The 15,734-nt window shown below is 54.7% G+C and carries 17 protein-coding genes and 1 pseudogene; 7 read left to right on the top strand and 11 right to left on the bottom strand.

The annotated features are described in order from the left end of the window. Window positions 1-375: 375 nt before the first annotated feature. Both RAC90_RS19265 and RAC90_RS19270 read right to left on the bottom strand, forming a co-directional pair. Window positions 376-552 carry a hypothetical protein gene (locus RAC90_RS19265; protein WP_375124663.1) on the bottom strand — a complete coding sequence of 59 codons (177 nt, stop codon included), beginning with the start codon at window positions 550-552 and terminating at the stop codon, window positions 376-378. Between the two features lie 85 nt (window positions 553-637). After that, window positions 638-910 carry an ogr/Delta-like zinc finger family protein gene (locus tag RAC90_RS19270; RefSeq protein WP_072193591.1) on the bottom strand — a complete coding sequence of 91 codons (273 nt, stop codon included), beginning with the start codon at window positions 908-910 and terminating at the stop codon, window positions 638-640. A 538-nt stretch (window positions 911-1,448) separates the two neighbouring features. On the opposite strand from RAC90_RS19270, the gene RAC90_RS19275 reads away from it, so the two are divergent. The 6 genes and pseudogenes from RAC90_RS19275 (at window position 1,449) to RAC90_RS19300 (ending at window position 5,160) form a co-directional block, all read left to right on the top strand. Further along, window positions 1,449-1,715 (top strand): helix-turn-helix transcriptional regulator, encoded by a 267-nt coding sequence (locus RAC90_RS19275; RefSeq protein WP_375124664.1) that lies wholly within the window; start codon window positions 1,449-1,451, stop codon window positions 1,713-1,715. 28 nt (window positions 1,716-1,743) lie between these two features. Then, window positions 1,744-2,064: pseudogene (locus RAC90_RS19280) on the top strand (ash family protein); the annotation flags it as partial. Window positions 2,065-2,088: 24 nt separating this feature from the next. Next, the gene (locus RAC90_RS19285; protein ID WP_375124685.1) at window positions 2,089-2,283 is read left to right on the top strand and encodes a host cell division inhibitor Icd-like protein; all 195 of its coding nucleotides are present in this window, start codon (window positions 2,089-2,091) and stop codon (window positions 2,281-2,283) included. Next, complete coding sequence (locus RAC90_RS19290; protein WP_110015913.1) at window positions 2,280-2,504, top strand: hypothetical protein; 225 nt, start codon at window positions 2,280-2,282, stop codon at window positions 2,502-2,504. The genes RAC90_RS19285 and RAC90_RS19290 overlap by 4 nt, the downstream gene beginning before the upstream one ends. Continuing rightward, a complete protein-coding gene (locus RAC90_RS19295) occupies window positions 2,501-2,824 on the top strand; it encodes a DUF5375 domain-containing protein (RefSeq protein ID WP_028723019.1) in 324 nt (107 codons plus the stop codon). Before RAC90_RS19290 ends, RAC90_RS19295 begins: the two co-directional genes overlap by 4 nt. Window positions 2,825-2,835: 11 nt before the next feature. Continuing rightward, entirely contained in the window at window positions 2,836-5,160 is a 2,325-nt protein-coding gene (locus tag RAC90_RS19300) for a phage/plasmid primase, P4 family (RefSeq protein WP_375124665.1), read from the top strand. A 315-nt stretch (window positions 5,161-5,475) separates the two neighbouring features. On the opposite strand, the gene RAC90_RS19305 is transcribed toward RAC90_RS19300, so the two are convergent. Beyond that, a complete protein-coding gene (locus RAC90_RS19305) occupies window positions 5,476-5,886 on the bottom strand; it encodes an ASCH domain-containing protein (protein ID WP_015701119.1) in 411 nt (136 codons plus the stop codon). Window positions 5,887-6,546: 660 nt separating this feature from the next. Continuing rightward, window positions 6,547-8,484 (bottom strand): methyl-accepting chemotaxis protein, encoded by a 1,938-nt coding sequence (locus RAC90_RS19310; RefSeq protein ID WP_311093013.1) that lies wholly within the window; start codon window positions 8,482-8,484, stop codon window positions 6,547-6,549. 563 nt (window positions 8,485-9,047) lie between these two features. Here RAC90_RS19310 and RAC90_RS19315 point away from each other — a divergent pair. Beyond that, on the top strand, window positions 9,048-9,590 hold the full coding sequence (locus RAC90_RS19315) for an RES family NAD+ phosphorylase (RefSeq protein WP_073991325.1): 543 nt from the start codon (window positions 9,048-9,050) through the stop codon (window positions 9,588-9,590). Window positions 9,591-9,943: 353 nt separating this feature from the next. Here RAC90_RS19315 and RAC90_RS19320 read toward each other — a convergent pair whose 3' ends face one another. From RAC90_RS19320 to RAC90_RS19350, 7 genes are all read right to left on the bottom strand, one after another. Next, complete coding sequence (locus tag RAC90_RS19320; protein WP_264239034.1) at window positions 9,944-11,584, bottom strand: methyl-accepting chemotaxis protein; 1,641 nt, start codon at window positions 11,582-11,584, stop codon at window positions 9,944-9,946. Window positions 11,585-11,953: 369 nt separating this feature from the next. Beyond that, window positions 11,954-12,328, bottom strand: coding sequence for a fluoride efflux transporter CrcB (gene crcB / locus RAC90_RS19325; RefSeq protein ID WP_210454281.1), 375 nt, complete (start codon window positions 12,326-12,328; stop codon window positions 11,954-11,956). Window positions 12,329-12,344: 16 nt separating this feature from the next. After that, window positions 12,345-12,593, bottom strand: a complete 249-nt coding sequence (locus tag RAC90_RS19330) for a hypothetical protein (protein ID WP_375124666.1) — start codon at window positions 12,591-12,593, stop codon at window positions 12,345-12,347. Window positions 12,594-12,656: 63 nt separating this feature from the next. Then, window positions 12,657-13,088 carry a 2,3-bisphosphoglycerate-dependent phosphoglycerate mutase gene (locus RAC90_RS19335; RefSeq protein ID WP_375124667.1) on the bottom strand — a complete coding sequence of 144 codons (432 nt, stop codon included), beginning with the start codon at window positions 13,086-13,088 and terminating at the stop codon, window positions 12,657-12,659. Next, the gene (eno, locus tag RAC90_RS19340) at window positions 13,054-14,346 is read right to left on the bottom strand and encodes a phosphopyruvate hydratase (RefSeq protein WP_375124668.1); all 1,293 of its coding nucleotides are present in this window, start codon (window positions 14,344-14,346) and stop codon (window positions 13,054-13,056) included. Before eno ends, RAC90_RS19335 begins: the two co-directional genes overlap by 35 nt. Window positions 14,347-14,356: 10 nt before the next feature. After that, window positions 14,357-14,782: a universal stress protein gene (locus RAC90_RS19345; protein WP_058707132.1), complete on the bottom strand. Its 426-nt coding sequence runs from the start codon at window positions 14,780-14,782 to the stop codon at window positions 14,357-14,359. A gap of 2 nt (window positions 14,783-14,784) precedes the next feature. After that, window positions 14,785-15,687 (bottom strand): DHHA2 domain-containing protein, encoded by a 903-nt coding sequence (locus RAC90_RS19350; protein ID WP_375124669.1) that lies wholly within the window; start codon window positions 15,685-15,687, stop codon window positions 14,785-14,787. Window positions 15,688-15,734: the final 47 nt, after the last annotated feature.

Here is a 15,734-nt window from a genome sequence, read left to right on the forward strand (position 1 = left end):
AAAACGCATGCAAAACCATTTACCTTTTGCATGGCTTTTACAAGAAAAAAGCAGAATTTTAGGGGGGTAAATAGTCTACAGAGCGTATAGTTCTGCACAACGGTGGGTGTAATTCAGTTTTTTTGCGGACGTCACTTCTTACAACTATAACCGTGCGAGCCTTATACTTTTACTCACATTTAATTACCTGCCACTCCCTCCCCCGACTGCCGAATATCGGCTGTTTAATTCTCCCCCTGTTATGCCGACCTCAACCTAAGCCCTGTAATGCTCTCTGCCGTGTTGCTCTTCACTTCCCCACTTACTCCTCGCTCTCGAGTCTTGCGTTCTTTAAGCCCCTCTAAGTGGCGAGATTCTCCCCCGCCCGGACCTTGCCTACTTTTCGAGAATGGTACGATTGGCACCATTTAATCCCGCTGCGCGCTCTCGTAGCCCCGCCACGCCTGCGCACTTAACATAGTGGTTTTCATGCACCTGCATGAATGGCTCCGCGCCGCGCTGCTGCTGGCGTTTTTTGCCGTTTTCAGGTGCCGAAGACTCATGCGATTTCATGCAGCACAGACATGCACTCATGCAACAGACATAAAAAAGCCCGGCATATGCCGGGCATTAGATATTTCTGGCCGTCTTCATTCTTTCAGGGTTGTGCGTGCCGGTCCCTGCGGGAACAGGCTGAACCGTAGCGGCCAAGCGTCTGCGGCTGACGTACCGTGCCGCTCTTCACCTCTGCCTCAGTGGCAACAGGCCTGCCGGGCTTCATGATGATTCTCTCGACGCTCTCCAGTGCGGTGAATGTGCAGGAGCAGTCAAGGTTCCGGCACTGGTACCAGGTGCGCTTCACGGACGGTGCTTCATAAGAACTGGTCCGGGTATGAGCCACCTGACCGCATTCGGGACATTTCAGGGCCATTTCGTTTTTCCTGTGTGGTCGTTTTCGGTCAGTCAATTGTGCCGGGGCTGGCACAGGCGGTGCCACCGGATGACATTGTGTGACGGCTCAGACAAAGGGCCCTTCTTCTGGCCAGCCAGGAAAAGGTCTCACGAAACCCACTACTCAGCTTTTAGTTTTATATAAATCCTTCACCTTTCTTCACCGGAAAGAAAAAGATAATTAATACAGTAAATTAAGGGGTGAACAGTTGAAAAAGCATCCTTCACCCACTGTTCACCATCCTTCATCCTCTCAAAAAGCCTGCCGGACACTTATCCGCGTTATTTCCTTTTAATTTTTCACTTTCAATAGCCAGAAACTAAGGCCTGATTTTACCTCGTCTTTATATGTTTTTATTCGTTCCTATTCGTTTTATATGAGCAGTAAATGACCATTTTGTAAGGGTGGTGACACAATCCCGCCCTGTTGATTCCCACAAAAATATGCCCAGAATACAGAGCTGCCCGATGCCGGACGTATCCGCCCGGCTCCGTATGGAATCAACGAGAGGTAGCCCATGCACACTGCTTTAACCGCACCACCCTCCGCCCCGGCGGCTCCGTCAGCCCCTTACGTGCCGCCGTTTCAGGAGCGATTTATGCGCCTGCCGGAGGTCATTCACGTCTGCGGCCTGTCCCGCTCGACGATTTACGACCTCATCAGCCGCGACGCCTTTCCCGCGCAGATTTCGCTGGGCGGTAAGAACGTCGCGTGGGCGGCCAGCGAGGTGAACGCCTGGATGAACGAACGCATCGCCGCCCGCGGTCAGGGGCGTGCGGCATGACCTTCACCCACCGCTGAGACTGTCCGTCATGCTGCATTTCTTCGCTTTCCCCGGCTTGCGCGCCGGGGGCCTTCCCTGGTACAGTGTTTCTGCTGTCGCAAAATCGACAGCCGGGCGTAGGAACCCGAGCGAAACAAAGGCGACACCAGACGCGCCATGCGTCTTTTTTTGTGTCTGTGCCCATGTGCACCCATTTTTCGGGCGGCGGTTTTGTTTCCGCTGCGCCGTCTGCGTAATGGTGGCCCGGGCGGGGCAGCCTTCGGGCTGGCCGGTTTCCTTTGTTGCCGGTATTCCTACCCCCGTCCGGGCTACCACCCCTGAGCGTAGGAACTCTGGTGGTAGCTGTAAAAAGCTAACGAAGGAGTTTGCCCCTGTGACTACCGTCCATAATTCCTCGCATTCAGAATTTGTCTTTGTGTTTGCCGCCGTGCGCCGCTGTGAGCGTCATGCCCGCGTGCAGATGCTGCGCACCACTGCCGCCACCGGACGCGCCGCCCGCCGGCTGCCGGCCCGCGATTACGTGCTGGCCTTTGCCGCCCGCCTGCCGGTCACGGAGGTGCGCGCATGAATCACGCCACCATTACCCTTGACGACCTTGCCCGCCTGGAGCACCTGCGCAACGCCGGACGTCTGGCCTGTGAGGCGGCGGCCCTGCGCGACTGCTGCACCCCGCCGGAGCCTGCCGACAGCGAACAGCTGGCCTCGCTGCTGTTTCTCATCACCGGCCAGCTGGATGACGTGGTGACCCGCTGCCGCGACGGCTGGATGAACGGGGAGGTGAGCGCATGAACGCCCGCACCCTGTCCCCTGAGCTGCGCGCCGCGCTGTCCCGCCGCGCCGTGGCCTGCGCCTGGCTCACCCTGTGCCGCGAGCAGCAGCGCCACTGCGGCCTGACGCTGGCCCGCCTGGAGCGCGCCATTGAGACCGAACTGGAGGGGTTCTACCTGCGCCAGCACGGCCGGGCGCGCGGGCTGGAGATAGCCTGCGCGCTGCTCGACGACCTGCTGACCGCCGGGCCGCTGAAGGCCGCCCCGTGCCTGAGCTTTTTAGGCCAGGTGGTGATGGACGAACTCTGCGGGCGCATCCACGACGCGCCGCCGCTGCACTGAGGGAAAACACAATGAAAATGACCGTATCCGACGCGGCCAGCGCCGCGCGGGGCCAGTGGCCCCGCATCCTGCCCGCGCTGGGCGTGAAGGTGGTGAAGAACCGGCACACGGCGTGCCCGGTGTGCGGCGGCAAAGACCGCTTCCGCTTTGACGATAAAGAAGGACGCGGGACGTGGTTCTGCAACCAGTGCGGGGCCGGTGACGGCATGGACCTGGTGCAGAAGGCGCTGGGCGTCAGCCTGACCGGGGCCGCCGCGCGCGTGAACGACCTGACCGGCAATCTGCCGCCGGTCACGGAAGCCGCTGCGCCAGAGCCGGACGACGAGGCCGCCCGCATGGCCGCCGCCGCGCTGGCGCAGCAGCTGGTCAGCAGCGCGAAGGCGGTCACCGGCAACGCCTACCTGTCCCGAAAGGGGCTGCCGGAGCATTCCTGCCTGACGCTCACGAAGCCGCACAAGGTGGCGCTGACGTCCTACCGCACCGGCGACCTGCTTGTACCGCTGCACGACGCGGACGGCGCGCTGGTCAACGTCCAGCTGATTAACGCCGCCGGTGACAAGCGCACGCTTAAGGGCGGTCAGGTGAAAGGCGCCTGTCACGTCCTGAGCGGTAAAGGCACGCCGAAACGCATCTGGCTCACCGAGGGCTACGCCACCGGGCTGACGGTGCACGCGCTGACCGGGGATGCGGTGTGGGTTGCCCTGTCGTCCGCTAACCTCCTTTCCCTGGCCGGCCTCGTCCGTGAAAAGCACCCGACGCTGCCGCTGGTGATTGCCGCCGACCGCGACCTGAACGGCGACGGCCAGCGTAAGGCGAAACACGCCGCCGCAGCCTGCAACGCCAGTGTGGCCCTGCCGCCGGTGTTCGGCGACTGGAACGACGCCCTTACCGCGCACGGGGAGGACGCCACCCGGCAGGCGCTGCGCGAGGCTTCAACCCCGCCCGCCGCCAGCCCGTTCGACACCATGAGCGAGGCCGAGTTTACGGCGATGAGCGCCAGCGAGAAGGCGGAGCGCGTCGCGGAGCACTACGGGCGTAATCTGGCCGTGGACGCCAGCGGCGAAATCCTCTGCCGCTATGAGGCCGGGGCGTGGAAGGTGATTTCCGGCAACCAGTTCGGGCGCAACGTGGCGAAGCTGTTCCAGCGCCTGCGCGCGCCGTTTTCGGCGGGCAAGGTGGCGGGCGTGGTGGACACGCTCAAGCTGATGCTGCCCCAGCAGGCCGCGCCGCAGCGCCAGCTCATCGGATTCCGCAACGGCGTGCTCGACACCCGCAGCGGCACCTTCAGCCCGCACCGGCGTGAGAACTGGCTTCGCACCGTGAGCGACGTGGACTACACCCGCCCCGTGCCCGGCGAAACGCTGGAGAGTCACGCGCCGCACTTCTGGCAGTGGCTCGACCGCGCTGCCGGGCGCAGCGCAGAGAAGCGGGACGTGATTCTGGCCGCGCTGTTCATGGTGCTGGCGAACCGCTACGACTGGCAGCTGTTTCTGGAGGTCACCGGCCCCGGCGGCAGCGGCAAGAGCATCATGGCGGAAATCGCCACCATGCTGGCGGGAACGGACAACGCCGTGTCGGCCACCATCGAGACGCTGGAGTCGTCGCGCGAGCGCGCCTCGGTCATCGGCTATTCGCTCATCCGCCTGCCCGACCAGGAGAAGTGGAGCGGCGACGGCGCGGGCATCAAGGCGATTACCGGCGGCGATGCGGTGTCCGTTGACCCCAAGTACCGCGACGCCTACTCGACCCACATCCCGGCGGTAATTCTGGCCGTGAACAACAACCCCATGCGCTTCACCGACCGCAGCGGGGGCGTGTCGCGCCGCCGCGTCATTCTGCACTTTGCGGAAATCATCCCGGCAGACGAGCGCGACCCGCAGCTGAAGGAGAAGATACAGGCGGAGCTCGCCGTTATCGTGCGCCAGCTGATGCAGCGCTTCAGCAACCCGCAGGACGCCCGCGCGCTGCTCCAGCAGCAGCAGAACTCCGGCGAGGCGATGCGCATCAAGCGCGACGCCGACCCGATGGTGGACTTCTGCGGCTACCTGTTTGCCACCGCCGAGCCGAACGGCCTGCACATGGGCAACGCCAGCATCCGGCCCCTGCAGCCGAAGCGCTACCTGTACCACGCCTATCTGGCGTACATGGAGGCCAACGGCTACCGCAACCCGCTCAGCATGAAGACTTTCAGCCAGGCGCTGGAGAGCATCCTGCGCGAGTACGGCAAAAGCTACCTGAAGCGGCGCACAAAACTCGGGATGCAGACCAACCTCGGGCTGACGGACGAAAGCAGCGCCGACTGGCTGCCGAAATGCGATGACGTGTACGCAGTATGACAACCTGAACCGGCGGAAGCCGGTTTTTTTACGTCCGCCGCGCACCCGTAGTGAACGATATGCCCAGACCTTCTCTGTTCACCACAAAGTCAGCGACTGATAAAAAATGAGCGTTGAGCAGTGCAAACAAAAATAACGGGCTTACTGTACTTCAGCTCATTGCAATTTAAGTAAGTTATCCGGGAACAGGAGAAACAACTGCACACTGACAACTCTCGCCAAAGCAGATATAAAACTACATTTAGTCCGCTATGTGCCAAAAGCGGACATTGTAATAAATGATAAGGTTTGAAACGCCAGAGTATTTATTGAATCTTACAGCGACTCAACCACCTCAAATTCTTCTGTGATTAGTTCCATATCGTCAGAAAAATGTCCTACACTCGAGAAAAACCTCTTATGCTCTTGCTGCCAGTATTCAAGACTTAAATCGCCTTCACCTTCTTTGCGGGCAAACTCCTCAGTAACATCACAATAACGAACCAGTTTCATTGAAACCAGTCTGGTTACGCAGACCGGGACGTTCTCTCCATCAAGGATGATGTTATAGCTACCAATTTTCGGGGCAGGCTCTTCCTGCTGGTAAGATATAAGAGAGCAGCAGGAGGCCGTTTTGATCCCTTTTTTAATCAGGTCAGCCAGATTGCTTGCCAGCTCTGGGCTGTCACCAAACTGCCAGGCAACTGCTCCTGGATACTTTGCTTTTAATACCTCAACTGTAGCCATTAACAGCCCTTTTATCGTCTATGAAAAATGTCATAAAGAGTTTTAACATATACTTTCCGGGCATTTAAAGAGATGCTATCACTCGGGTGCAGGGGCTCTCATTTGGCTCATAGCTGAAACCGGTCTGTTCGTAAGTCCGCTCAGTGCCAAAAGCGGACGTTGCTTGCATCATGGAATGTTAGTTTACCGGGAGCAGGTCAGCGCCTCTATGCAGCTAACCCCGCATCTAATGATTTTCTGCATATCGCCATTTTCAAATTTGAAGTCTGATTTATGAAACTGCGTAGTAAGAGATTTGACTGAATGGCCGGATGGCGCGAGTGCAGAACAGCGCCCCAGGGGGAAGGTGTAACGCGCCGTCCGGCACGAGAGGAATTATGAAGGCCATCTGCAATAGAAACAACTTTAAAGAGGAACGCGTTGCAGGTTGCATAACGGATGTTATGAGCGTAGCTCATATGGGCAATTGGGGGGTAATGCCAAATATTTCAACAGGCGTTTAATTAGTCCACCGGGCCTTTAAGTGCAAAAGTATAACTTTATCATGGTGTTAAATGAGATAAGCCATCCCTGAAGATGGCTTATCAAATGCAAATACAGACGCAGTTTTGTAAAAATGTTGCCGCATTAAATGGCACACAACCAAAGTATTTGAACCAATTATACAGCGTTTGTGCGGAATACGCTGACAGCATCCCTCAGGCTTGCGGCCCGGCTTGCAAGTTCATCAGCAGATGATGCAGACTCTTCAACCAGTACGGCATTCTGCTGCGTAACCTGATCCATCTGTGTCACCGCAATATTTATCTGAGATATGCCCGCACTTTGTTCTTCAGAAGAAGATGAAATCTCTCTGACTAATTGAGATGTTTGCTCAATAGCTTCCACGCTTTGCTTAACTTTTTCACCGGCATCCCGGGCCATCGAAATTCCCTGTTCGGCATGCTCAACTGACTGCTCAATCAGTCCTTTGATCTCCTTCGCCGCTCCAGCCGATCGCTGTGCCAGTGCCCTGACTTCAGATGCAACAACAGCAAAGCCCTTGCCGTGCTCACCTGCCCGGGCAGCTTCAACGGCTGCATTTAAAGCAAGAATATTCGTCTGAAACGCTATCCCGTCAATAACGGAGATGATTTCTTTAATCTGCCCCGCACTGTTGCTTATTTTTTCCATTGAATCCAGTACTGACTCCATCGCCTCACCGCCTCTTAAGGCCGCACTGGTAGCGGAGTTGGCCATTTCAGCAGCATGGCGCGTGTTATCTGCATTATTGCCGATAATTGACGATAACTGCTCCATACTGGCCGCAGTCTCAGCCAGAGAGGCTGCCTGTTGTTCAGTTCGCGCAGAAAGATCACCATTTCCGCGAGCAATTTCTTCAGATGAGGTAGCAATAGTGACAGCGTTGCTTTTGATGTTTTCAACCGTAAGTGTAAGTCGCTGACTCATTTGCAGTAATGCCTTGAGCAGCCCGGCAGTTTCATTACGTCCTGTCACCGTAAATGTTGACGTAAGGTCACCACCTGCGACTTCAAGCGCAAGCTTTGAGGCTGCACTGACAGGTCTGGTAACGGAGCGAATAATAACCAGAGCAAAAATTACTGCCAGCAGGACGATAAAAACAAGAACGGTCAGTAGTGCATATTGTGCATACCGGTGTTCCTTAATCTGCCCATTCAGCATTTCATTCAGTTCATTACCCCCGCCAATGGCGTAGTCGCTGAATTTGTTTATAGCGTGCGTAAAGAGCGCTGCATAGTCCTTCGGGTTTTGATTCGTCATGCTCCGGTTAATAAAAATCGCCTCAGCGGTTTTGAGAGCACTGCTTGCCTCCTGAACGGCTGCATCTGCATCTGCACTGAACTTTTGCTTAAGTCTGTTATCAGATAAAAATAGTTTTTCAGAATCCTGAACAAATAAATTCAGGTTATACGAACCATTACTGATTAAAGACTCCATACGGACAGAGTCTGCTTCACTTATGCTTTCATTTCGGGCAAGAAGGGAAGTGCCGAATGCACGTATTTTCCCAAGGCTTTCGGTCAGCTCAGGCAATGATGAAAAATTACTCGTAATTAAACGGTACGTGCTGATATCTGAATCGAGAGAAAGGCCGTAAAAATCCAGCACATCACGGTTCGCGTTCAAAAGGTTGCGGATGAGGAGGGCATGCGCATCAAGACTGGCTGTCAGAGTCAGTTGTGAAGAATCTATTCTCTGCTGTAACTGGCTCCACTGTGTGCGCACATCATTAATTTTGCTGATTATGGCAGCGCTGCCTTCTGTCTTGGCCATATCTTTAGTAATAATGTCAGTGATGTTTTCAATTTCATCCCTGACCTGAACGCGGGACGGTGTTGCTGGATTTTTAGTTGCAATGGCAAGGGCGGTTTCTGCACGATGGCGCTGTATCAAATTGAGTAGGGCTAAAATCCTATTTTCTACGGGTACACCTGTTACCTCCCTTTGCTTGTCCTGAATGTATTTATTACCTTCGGAAACAAAAAGCATGGTAGGAACTGAGAACAGGACAAGGGAAAACAGGCCCAGAATGGCAAATTTAGCGGTAAGACTTATATTGTTAAGAATCTTATTCATTTATAATTCCTGGTGAATTAATTCGTTATAGTGACAATTACAAAAGATACATTTGCAAAGCACCTTAACTTTTTTATCGGTTATTCCTTCATTAACTTTATACCGCATTGTTGATTTACTGCTTTACGGAATAAACTTTAAGTAACGTTAAACAAAGCACTTAAGCTAAATAATCATTTTTTCTCGGGATGAAGTTCTGTTCGCAGCGGCATTAGCCATTGCTGGATTTTCATCTGAGAATTTTTACTGAGATTTGAATGAGTCGGCTGAACTAAATGCGGTTCGCGCACATGTATTATTAATATGTCGCCGAAGGACGTTGTCTCGGGGGTGTAAGGTGAAGCAAAACTATCTGACCTGGCAGGCGCTTTGATCGCTGCGAGTGACCTGCTCCCCGTTGATTCACTCATAACGCTGTTAGCAATGTCCGCTTCTCGCTCAAAGCGGGCCTGAAAAAAGCGTCCGGTTCGTGCCATTAACAGACATTTTGTAACTTTGGATATGCATCATCGGACATCTTACCTTCATCGTATAAGGCAGATTTTTTAATTCTGTGAGGTAATATGAGTCAGGCCGACAAGAAATTTTTAAGAAGAATGAGTGGCTATTTTTTTCGCACTGTTCCCATAGAAAAGTTAGCTTATGTCCTTGATCTCCCAAAACCAGAAAGTAGCGGGCGGTATCATCGCCCTGGACAGCCTATACTCTATATGAGTCCCGTAAAAGAGTGGTCAATAAGGGCTGTGTCCGGGTATATGCGGACTGACGGAATTCGACGCGTAGTTGTTCCACTCTATATCGACGAAGCATTTGTCTTGGATCAGAATGATGAACTGGCTTGTAGTGTGTTGGGAATTGATCCAGAGCTTTCAAAAAAGCCATGGATACCTGCATTACAGGTAAATGGTGAACCACCTTCATGGAAAAATTCTGATCTTGCTCGTAGTTACGGTGCTGATGGACTTATTGATTGCTCAAGATTAATACCGGGCGGCTGGCATCTTAATCTGTTTCGATGGAATGAACCTGGTGCTCCAACTGTACACATTTGCGGAGAACCCATGGAATTCAGACTATCTGTGGAAGGGAAAAAATGGGACCTTTGACAAAAGAATCAGCCGTATGAACCACCCCATTACATCATTATGAATGTTAACTCTCTAAGATATGAATAAGCTATCAAACTAAGGAATAAAGTCGCGTAAGTAGTATTTGCAGCGATTCTAGTAATTATTAGACTTAAAAATTCTTCTCTTTGCCAACTTCTGCTCCTCGCTCAAAGCGGACCTTTAGCTCGGTCAGCTTGTCCGCTTCGTGCCAAAAGCGGACATTGCTAACATCTGAATGTATTGATATGCGTGGTACTGGTTACCTGGTCTGGTCTCCTGCACCCCCTCCGTCGAACCGGAGAGGGTTCCGTACTTACTCTGAATCTGCTTAATGATTCGCAGTGCCTTGATCAGAAATGTGTCCAGCCGTCGTCCGTTTTTTCAGGTTTATTAATGACCGCCGCCGGAAGACGTGCCGGAGCGACAGGGGATAAAACCGAAGGGCCGCTCTGACCGCCCAGGCTGAATACTGACACGGCCTGCAGCAGCAGGCTGGCCTGCTCTTTCAGGCTGGCAGCAGCTGACGCAGATTCCTCAACGAGTGACGCATTCTGTTGCGTGGTGCTGTCCATTTCAGTCACTGCTATTCCTACCTGCTCAATACCACGAGCCTGCTCAGCACTGGCTGAAGTGATTTCCTCGACCGTATCCGTCAGTCTGCCGACCGCAGACAGAATGCCTTTCATGGTTTCTGAGGCGTTTAACACCAGTTCATTACCTTCACCGACACTGCGTGCGTTGGTCTCTATGAGCTGACGTATCTCGCCGGCAGCTGTTGCACTCCGCTGCGCCAGTGACCTGACTTCACTCGCCACTACCGCAAATCCTCTGCCGTGCTCACCCGCGCGGGCTGCTTCCACCGCCGCATTCAGCGCAAGAATGTTGGTCTGGAATGCAATCCCGTCAATCACGGCGGTGATTTCGGCAATGCGTCCTGAGCTTTCGCTGATGGATTTCATGGTGCCGGTGATGGCACCGGTGGCCTCACTGCCTTTGTTCGCTACGTCCCGAACGCTGACAGCAAGCTGACCTGCCTGACGCGCATTGTCAGCATTGTTTTTAACCGTCATCCCGAGTTGCGTCATGGTTGCTGCCGTCTGCTCAAGTGCGCTGGCCTGCTCCTCCGTACGCTGTGAAAGGTCAGCGTTGCCCTGTGCAATCTGCGTGCTCGCAGATGCCACGCTTTCCGCGTTATTTCTGACCAGGCTCACTGTATTAATCAGCGAATCCTGCATATCACGGATGGCCAGAAGCAGGCGGCCTGTTTCGTCTTTGTGCTCAGCATGTACCGTTCCACTCAGGTCACCACGTGACACACGTCCCGCGGCCTCAACGGCCTCAAGAAGCGGGCGGGTAATGCTGCGGGTAATGAACCTGGCGGAAACTGCAGCCAGAAGAAGAGCAACCACCCCTGCGGCGGTGAGCATCATAATCGCACCTGAACGGTCTTCACGCGCTTTTTCTGATGCTGATTTCATGCGGCCTTCCTGAAAGTTCTGCATTTCTTTCAGCGAAGCCATGTAGTCGCCCTGCGTCTGGTAACGCGGTCCGAAAAGGAGCTGCGTAGCCTCATCGCTTTTCCCCTGCTGAGCGAGGGCAACAACGTCATCAATGAAAGGCAGGAACAGTTCAGCGCTGGTTTTAAGCCGGCTAAAGATGTCTTTCCCTTGTGGTGAGTTAACCTGTTTCCCGATGAGCTCAATAAGGCCGTTTACTTCAGTTCTTTCTTTACGGTAATCACTGATGGCCTTCTCCCGTTTAGACTCATCTTTCAGGAGAATGGCATTTCGTGCCAGCCGGCTCATGTCTGAAGTGTAATAGCGTAATGAGGATGAGGAAGAGGCTTTGCTGTAAAGACTGCCCGATATTTCATCATTGATCTGGCCGAGTGAGTTCAGCTTAATGATGCCAATCAGCACCATAAAGATGACAAGAAGCGCCATAAAGCCAAACGCGGCTCCGAGACGGATTCCGATTCTGATGTTGTTCATATTTTTCCCAGGACGTAAATCAGCCGCCGCCCGTCAGGCGGAGCGAAAGCGGATGCGAGAATTATCCCCTCAAAACGGGGGCGTTACAGACGTAAGGCACTGAAACGAGCTGAGTCTGCAGTGATGTTATCGGCCGCGAGCGGGAAAATTTTAACGGGTTATCGTTACAGTAGGGTATGAAACGCTGCGTTCAGCACACTTCAAACGACAGCGGTATGCTTTCGGACCCGCAGTGACAAAGCCTGCAACTGCTGATTTATCCTGAACGTACGAAGCAAAAGCGGCCACAGGACTGAAAGGGCTGGCCACAGACGATTCGGTCCGTATCCGGAGCGTCTGTGGCCAGTGACAGTAAAGTTTCAGGCTTGCTCAGAACAGTAGCTTGACGAGGTAAAAGCCGGCTGCCGTCATAAGCACCGAGCCGGTCACATGAACAAACACTGACGCCATTGCCCAGCCGAAGTTCCCCGCCTGGAGCAGGGTGAATATCTCAACTGAGAATGTAGAAAACGTCGTCAGCCCACCGCAAAGGCCGGTAACGATGAGAAGCTTCCAGGCCGGATCGAGGTGCGGATGGCGAAGAAAATACGCCACCGCTGCCCCAATGATAAACGCGCCCAGCAGATTAACGACGAGCGTGCCAGGCGGAAGTGACGGGAAAAAGCTGTTCAGCTTTATGCCAAAAAACCAGCGAATAACGCACCCCACGGCACCGCCGACCATGATTGCTAACAGCTGACTCACTTCGTGACTCCTTTTCTCAGACAAGTGTAATTTTTGAAATAATATTTATTTTCGTATCCATCCGGTATACCAGTGGCACAGCAGTTGGAACATGCAGATTTTCTGTGGCCACGGCATCCAGATTTTCAAGCAGAAACATTAGCGCTCTGAGCAGGTTCGCATGCGAAACAATCAGCACTGTTTTCCCTTCATCAAGCCGGGGAAGAATGTTGCCCGTCCAGTAAGGCACCAGCCTCATCAGCGCCCCGCACAGACTCTCCGACATGGGCAGCACTTAATTCCGGATATTTTGGTAACGCGGATCGCGCTGAAGCACTTCGGGTGCATACTAATCTGCGGGCGGAATGCCTGAAAAACTGCGACGCCAGAAGCGGACCGTTTTACCACCAAAGATGAGTTCAGCCGCATCTTTGTTAAGCCCCTGCAGCGCACCATAATGTCGTTCATTAAGTCTCCAGCTTGCCTCTGGCTTTAACCATGTACGGTCTGCCTGTACCTGGACGCGCCGGACTGTCTGCACTGACCGTGAAAGCACTGAGGAATGAATGCTGTCGGGCTGCAGACCAGCCTCCATGAGTTTTTTTCCTGCCGCATCCGCTTCACGCATCCCCCTTTCAGTCAGGGGCACGTCTGTCCAGCCTGTGAAACGGTTCTCCCGGTTCCACAGGCTTTCACCGTGCCTCAGCAGAATGAGTGTAGAAGCACAGCGTATATCACCATACCGTTCAGCTGCGGCGAACAAATGCATCGATACCCGCATAGCGGGCCCCACTACCCAGTTCCTGCTCGATGCGCATCAGCTGATTGTACTTTTCGATGCGCTCTCCCCGGCAGGGTGCCCCGGTTTTCAGATGACCGGCACGCAGGGCCACCGTCATATCCGCGATGAAGGTATCCATGGTTTCACCACTGCGGTGGGATATAAATGCTCCCCATCCGTTTTCGTGACACAGAGATACGGCATCGAACGTCTCGCTCAGCGTGCCAATCTGATTGAGCTTAATGAGCGCTGCACTGGCAAGGTCTTCCCGGATGCCGCGCTCGATGTATTTTACGTTGGTGACAAAAATGTCGTCGCCGACCAGCTCAACGCGGTCGCCGAGGGCCTGATGCAGGTGTTTCCACCCACTCCAGTCGTCCTCCGCCAGGCCGTCTTCCAGCAGGATGACCGGAAAGTCGTCCAGCAGTGTGCGGTAATAATCCGTCATCTCCTCAGCGCTCAGCGAGGCTGATTCCGTACGGAGATGGTAGCGGCCGTCACGGTAAAACTCACTTGAGGCCGGATCCATGCAGATACTGATGTCTTCTCCAGGACGATACCCCGCCATCTCAATGGCCCGGACGATGTATTCAAGTGGTTCGCGGTTTGAGCTTACTGGTGGCGCAAACCCACCTTCATCCCCGACCCCTGCTGACAGGTTCTTTGACAGCAGCAGCTGGCGAAGCGCCTGATAGACCTCGCTGCCCTGACGAACGGCCTCGGTCAGTGAGGCCGCACCGTGCAGGGCTATCATAAACTCCTGAAAGTCGGCCCCCTGGCCGCGGGCGTGCACGCCACCGTTAATGATGTTCATGCAGGGGACAGGCAGCAGGTTTGCACGAAGTCCACCCAGATAGCGGTACAGCGGCTGACAGGAAACGTCTGAGGCCAGCCGGGCCACGGCAAGGGACACGCCGAGTAAGGCATTGGCCCCCAGCCGGCCTTTATTATCAGTGCCGTCGAGAGCCCTCATTGCGTCATCAACAGTTCGCTGTTCACGGATGTCCATGCCCGAAATCACCGGTGATATGTCCTGATGCACAGCATTGACCGCATGAAGTACGCCCTTTCCACCATAACGGTGCGCATCACCGTCCCGTCGCTCATGCGCTTCGCGCGAGCCGGTGCTGGCACCTGAAGGCACCGATGCCCTTGCACGGCTGCCGTCTGCGGTGAATGCCTCAACCTCGACAGTAGGGTTCCCGCGTGAATCCAGGATTTCCCGGGCAGTGACTTTATCAAGAACAAAACTTTTCATGTTTATCTCCTTACTGAGGCAGGTGCGTGACAAGCACGTCGGTGTTCAGGTGGTTGACATACTCCAGAGACCCCGAAGTCAGCTGGCCCATAAAGCGGTTGCGGTGACCAGCAATCACGAGGTCTATGCCGAGCTCAGCAATGCATTTTTCGACATCTTCAAACCGGTGCATTGTTACCAGCTCACGCGTTTCAACGTTCTCAGGCATTGATGCAGCCAGTGCATTCAGCATCGCCTTCCCCCGGATGACCGCCTCTGCCACGACGTCATCCATCAGGCTGTCGGAGACGTAATTCATCACCCGGTAGTCATCGCTGACGTGGGCGAGCGTGATTTGAATACCCGCCTGGCTGGCGAGCCCAGCCGCAGTGTTTACCAGCACCTCACCGTCCTCCCGGCCATGAACGAGCACAAGCGCATGCGTATAACGTTTCATCATTACTCCTGACATTCATTGAGTTGCGTTTCCAGCCACGGCAGAAGCTGTTTTTTTCTGCTGAGCATACCCGGAACAGAGCAGGCACCCGTCTGACTGAGCGCCGGCCCTGCAAAATAGAGCGTGGAATAATTGTCTGTGATATTCGTCAGCATCAGCACCACCAGTCCCGCCCCGGTCTGACCGGCAAGCCATGACAGCGACGCCCGCAGAGGCTCAGTCAGTGCGCTGAGCTGCGACCTGTCCATGACCTCGACCTGCGAGATGCGCACGTCCGTACCTGCGATGATGAATCCCTTGAGGTCTTTGTCTATCAGGGTCTGCGGCGAGAGGCCGCCGGTATCGGTTTTGGCCGAGAGAAGGCGGCGGGCGAAAGATTTGCGGTCCACACCTGACCTGACACAGAGCTGGGTCACCGTACGGATATCGTCTTCCGTGGTGGTGGGTGAGCGCAGATTGACGGTATCGCTGAGTAAGGCACCCAGCAGTAACACGCTGAACGCAGGTGGAAGGCTGTTGCGTTCGGCCTCGCTCATGAGCAGCCAGAGGACCGTGGCGCTGCTGCCAACGGGCTTTATCCAGACTTCCGGCGGCAGGCGCGTGGCCAGACCGCCCAGACGGTGGTGGTCGACGATCCCCGTCACGTTGCAGTGACACAGCCAGTCCGGCCCCTGTGCTGGCTCGGTAAAGTCGACCAGCCATACCTCAGTGCCCTCTGCCCTGGGCGGTGACAGAGCAGGCAGCGGAAGGCCTGCTTCACAAAAGATAAAACAGGTCTCGCGGTTTGCTTCGCCCAGCCGCCAGGCACAGGCTTCCCGGTGGGTGGCATTAAGCCAGTGCGCCGTCACCACCGCAGTGCAGATGGCATCGCTGTCAGGATTGATGTGACCAAAAACGTTTATCATGTGCATCTCCCCGGAAAGGGAGGTATGAGAGGCAAAACTGGAATGCG

Source organism: Pantoea sp. CS_6 (genome assembly GCF_041954745.1).
Lineage (GTDB): Bacteria > Pseudomonadota > Gammaproteobacteria > Enterobacterales > Enterobacteriaceae > Pantoea > Pantoea stewartii.

Bases quoted from the DNA above. Each gene is read 5' to 3' on its own strand.
- RAC90_RS19265 (WP_375124663.1), bottom strand. From the start codon at position 552: ATGAAATCGCATGAGTCTTCGGCACCTGAAAACGGCAAAAAACGCCAG.
- RAC90_RS19295 (WP_028723019.1), top strand. From the start codon at position 2,501: ATGAACGCCCGCACCCTGTCCCCTGAGCTGCGCGCCGCGCTGTCCCGC.
- RAC90_RS19330 (WP_375124666.1), bottom strand. From the start codon at position 12,593: ATGTCGGAGAGTCTGTGCGGGGCGCTGATGAGGCTGGTGCCTTACTGG.
- RAC90_RS19350 (WP_375124669.1), bottom strand. From the start codon at position 15,687: ATGATAAACGTTTTTGGTCACATCAATCCTGACAGCGATGCCATCTGC.
- RAC90_RS19335 (WP_375124667.1), bottom strand. From the start codon at position 13,088: ATGCGGGTATCGATGCATTTGTTCGCCGCAGCTGAACGGTATGGTGAT.
- RAC90_RS19320 (WP_264239034.1), bottom strand. From the start codon at position 11,584: ATGAACAACATCAGAATCGGAATCCGTCTCGGAGCCGCGTTTGGCTTT.
- RAC90_RS19310 (WP_311093013.1), bottom strand. From the start codon at position 8,484: ATGAATAAGATTCTTAACAATATAAGTCTTACCGCTAAATTTGCCATT.
- RAC90_RS19290 (WP_110015913.1), top strand. From the start codon at position 2,280: ATGAATCACGCCACCATTACCCTTGACGACCTTGCCCGCCTGGAGCAC.
- RAC90_RS19270 (WP_072193591.1), bottom strand. From the start codon at position 910: ATGGCCCTGAAATGTCCCGAATGCGGTCAGGTGGCTCATACCCGGACC.
- RAC90_RS19300 (WP_375124665.1), top strand. From the start codon at position 2,836: ATGAAAATGACCGTATCCGACGCGGCCAGCGCCGCGCGGGGCCAGTGG.
- RAC90_RS19275 (WP_375124664.1), top strand. From the start codon at position 1,449: ATGCACACTGCTTTAACCGCACCACCCTCCGCCCCGGCGGCTCCGTCA.
- RAC90_RS19345 (WP_058707132.1), bottom strand. From the start codon at position 14,782: ATGAAACGTTATACGCATGCGCTTGTGCTCGTTCATGGCCGGGAGGAC.
- RAC90_RS19305 (WP_015701119.1), bottom strand. From the start codon at position 5,886: ATGGCTACAGTTGAGGTATTAAAAGCAAAGTATCCAGGAGCAGTTGCC.
- eno (WP_375124668.1), bottom strand. From the start codon at position 14,346: ATGAAAAGTTTTGTTCTTGATAAAGTCACTGCCCGGGAAATCCTGGAT.
- RAC90_RS19315 (WP_073991325.1), top strand. From the start codon at position 9,048: ATGAGTCAGGCCGACAAGAAATTTTTAAGAAGAATGAGTGGCTATTTT.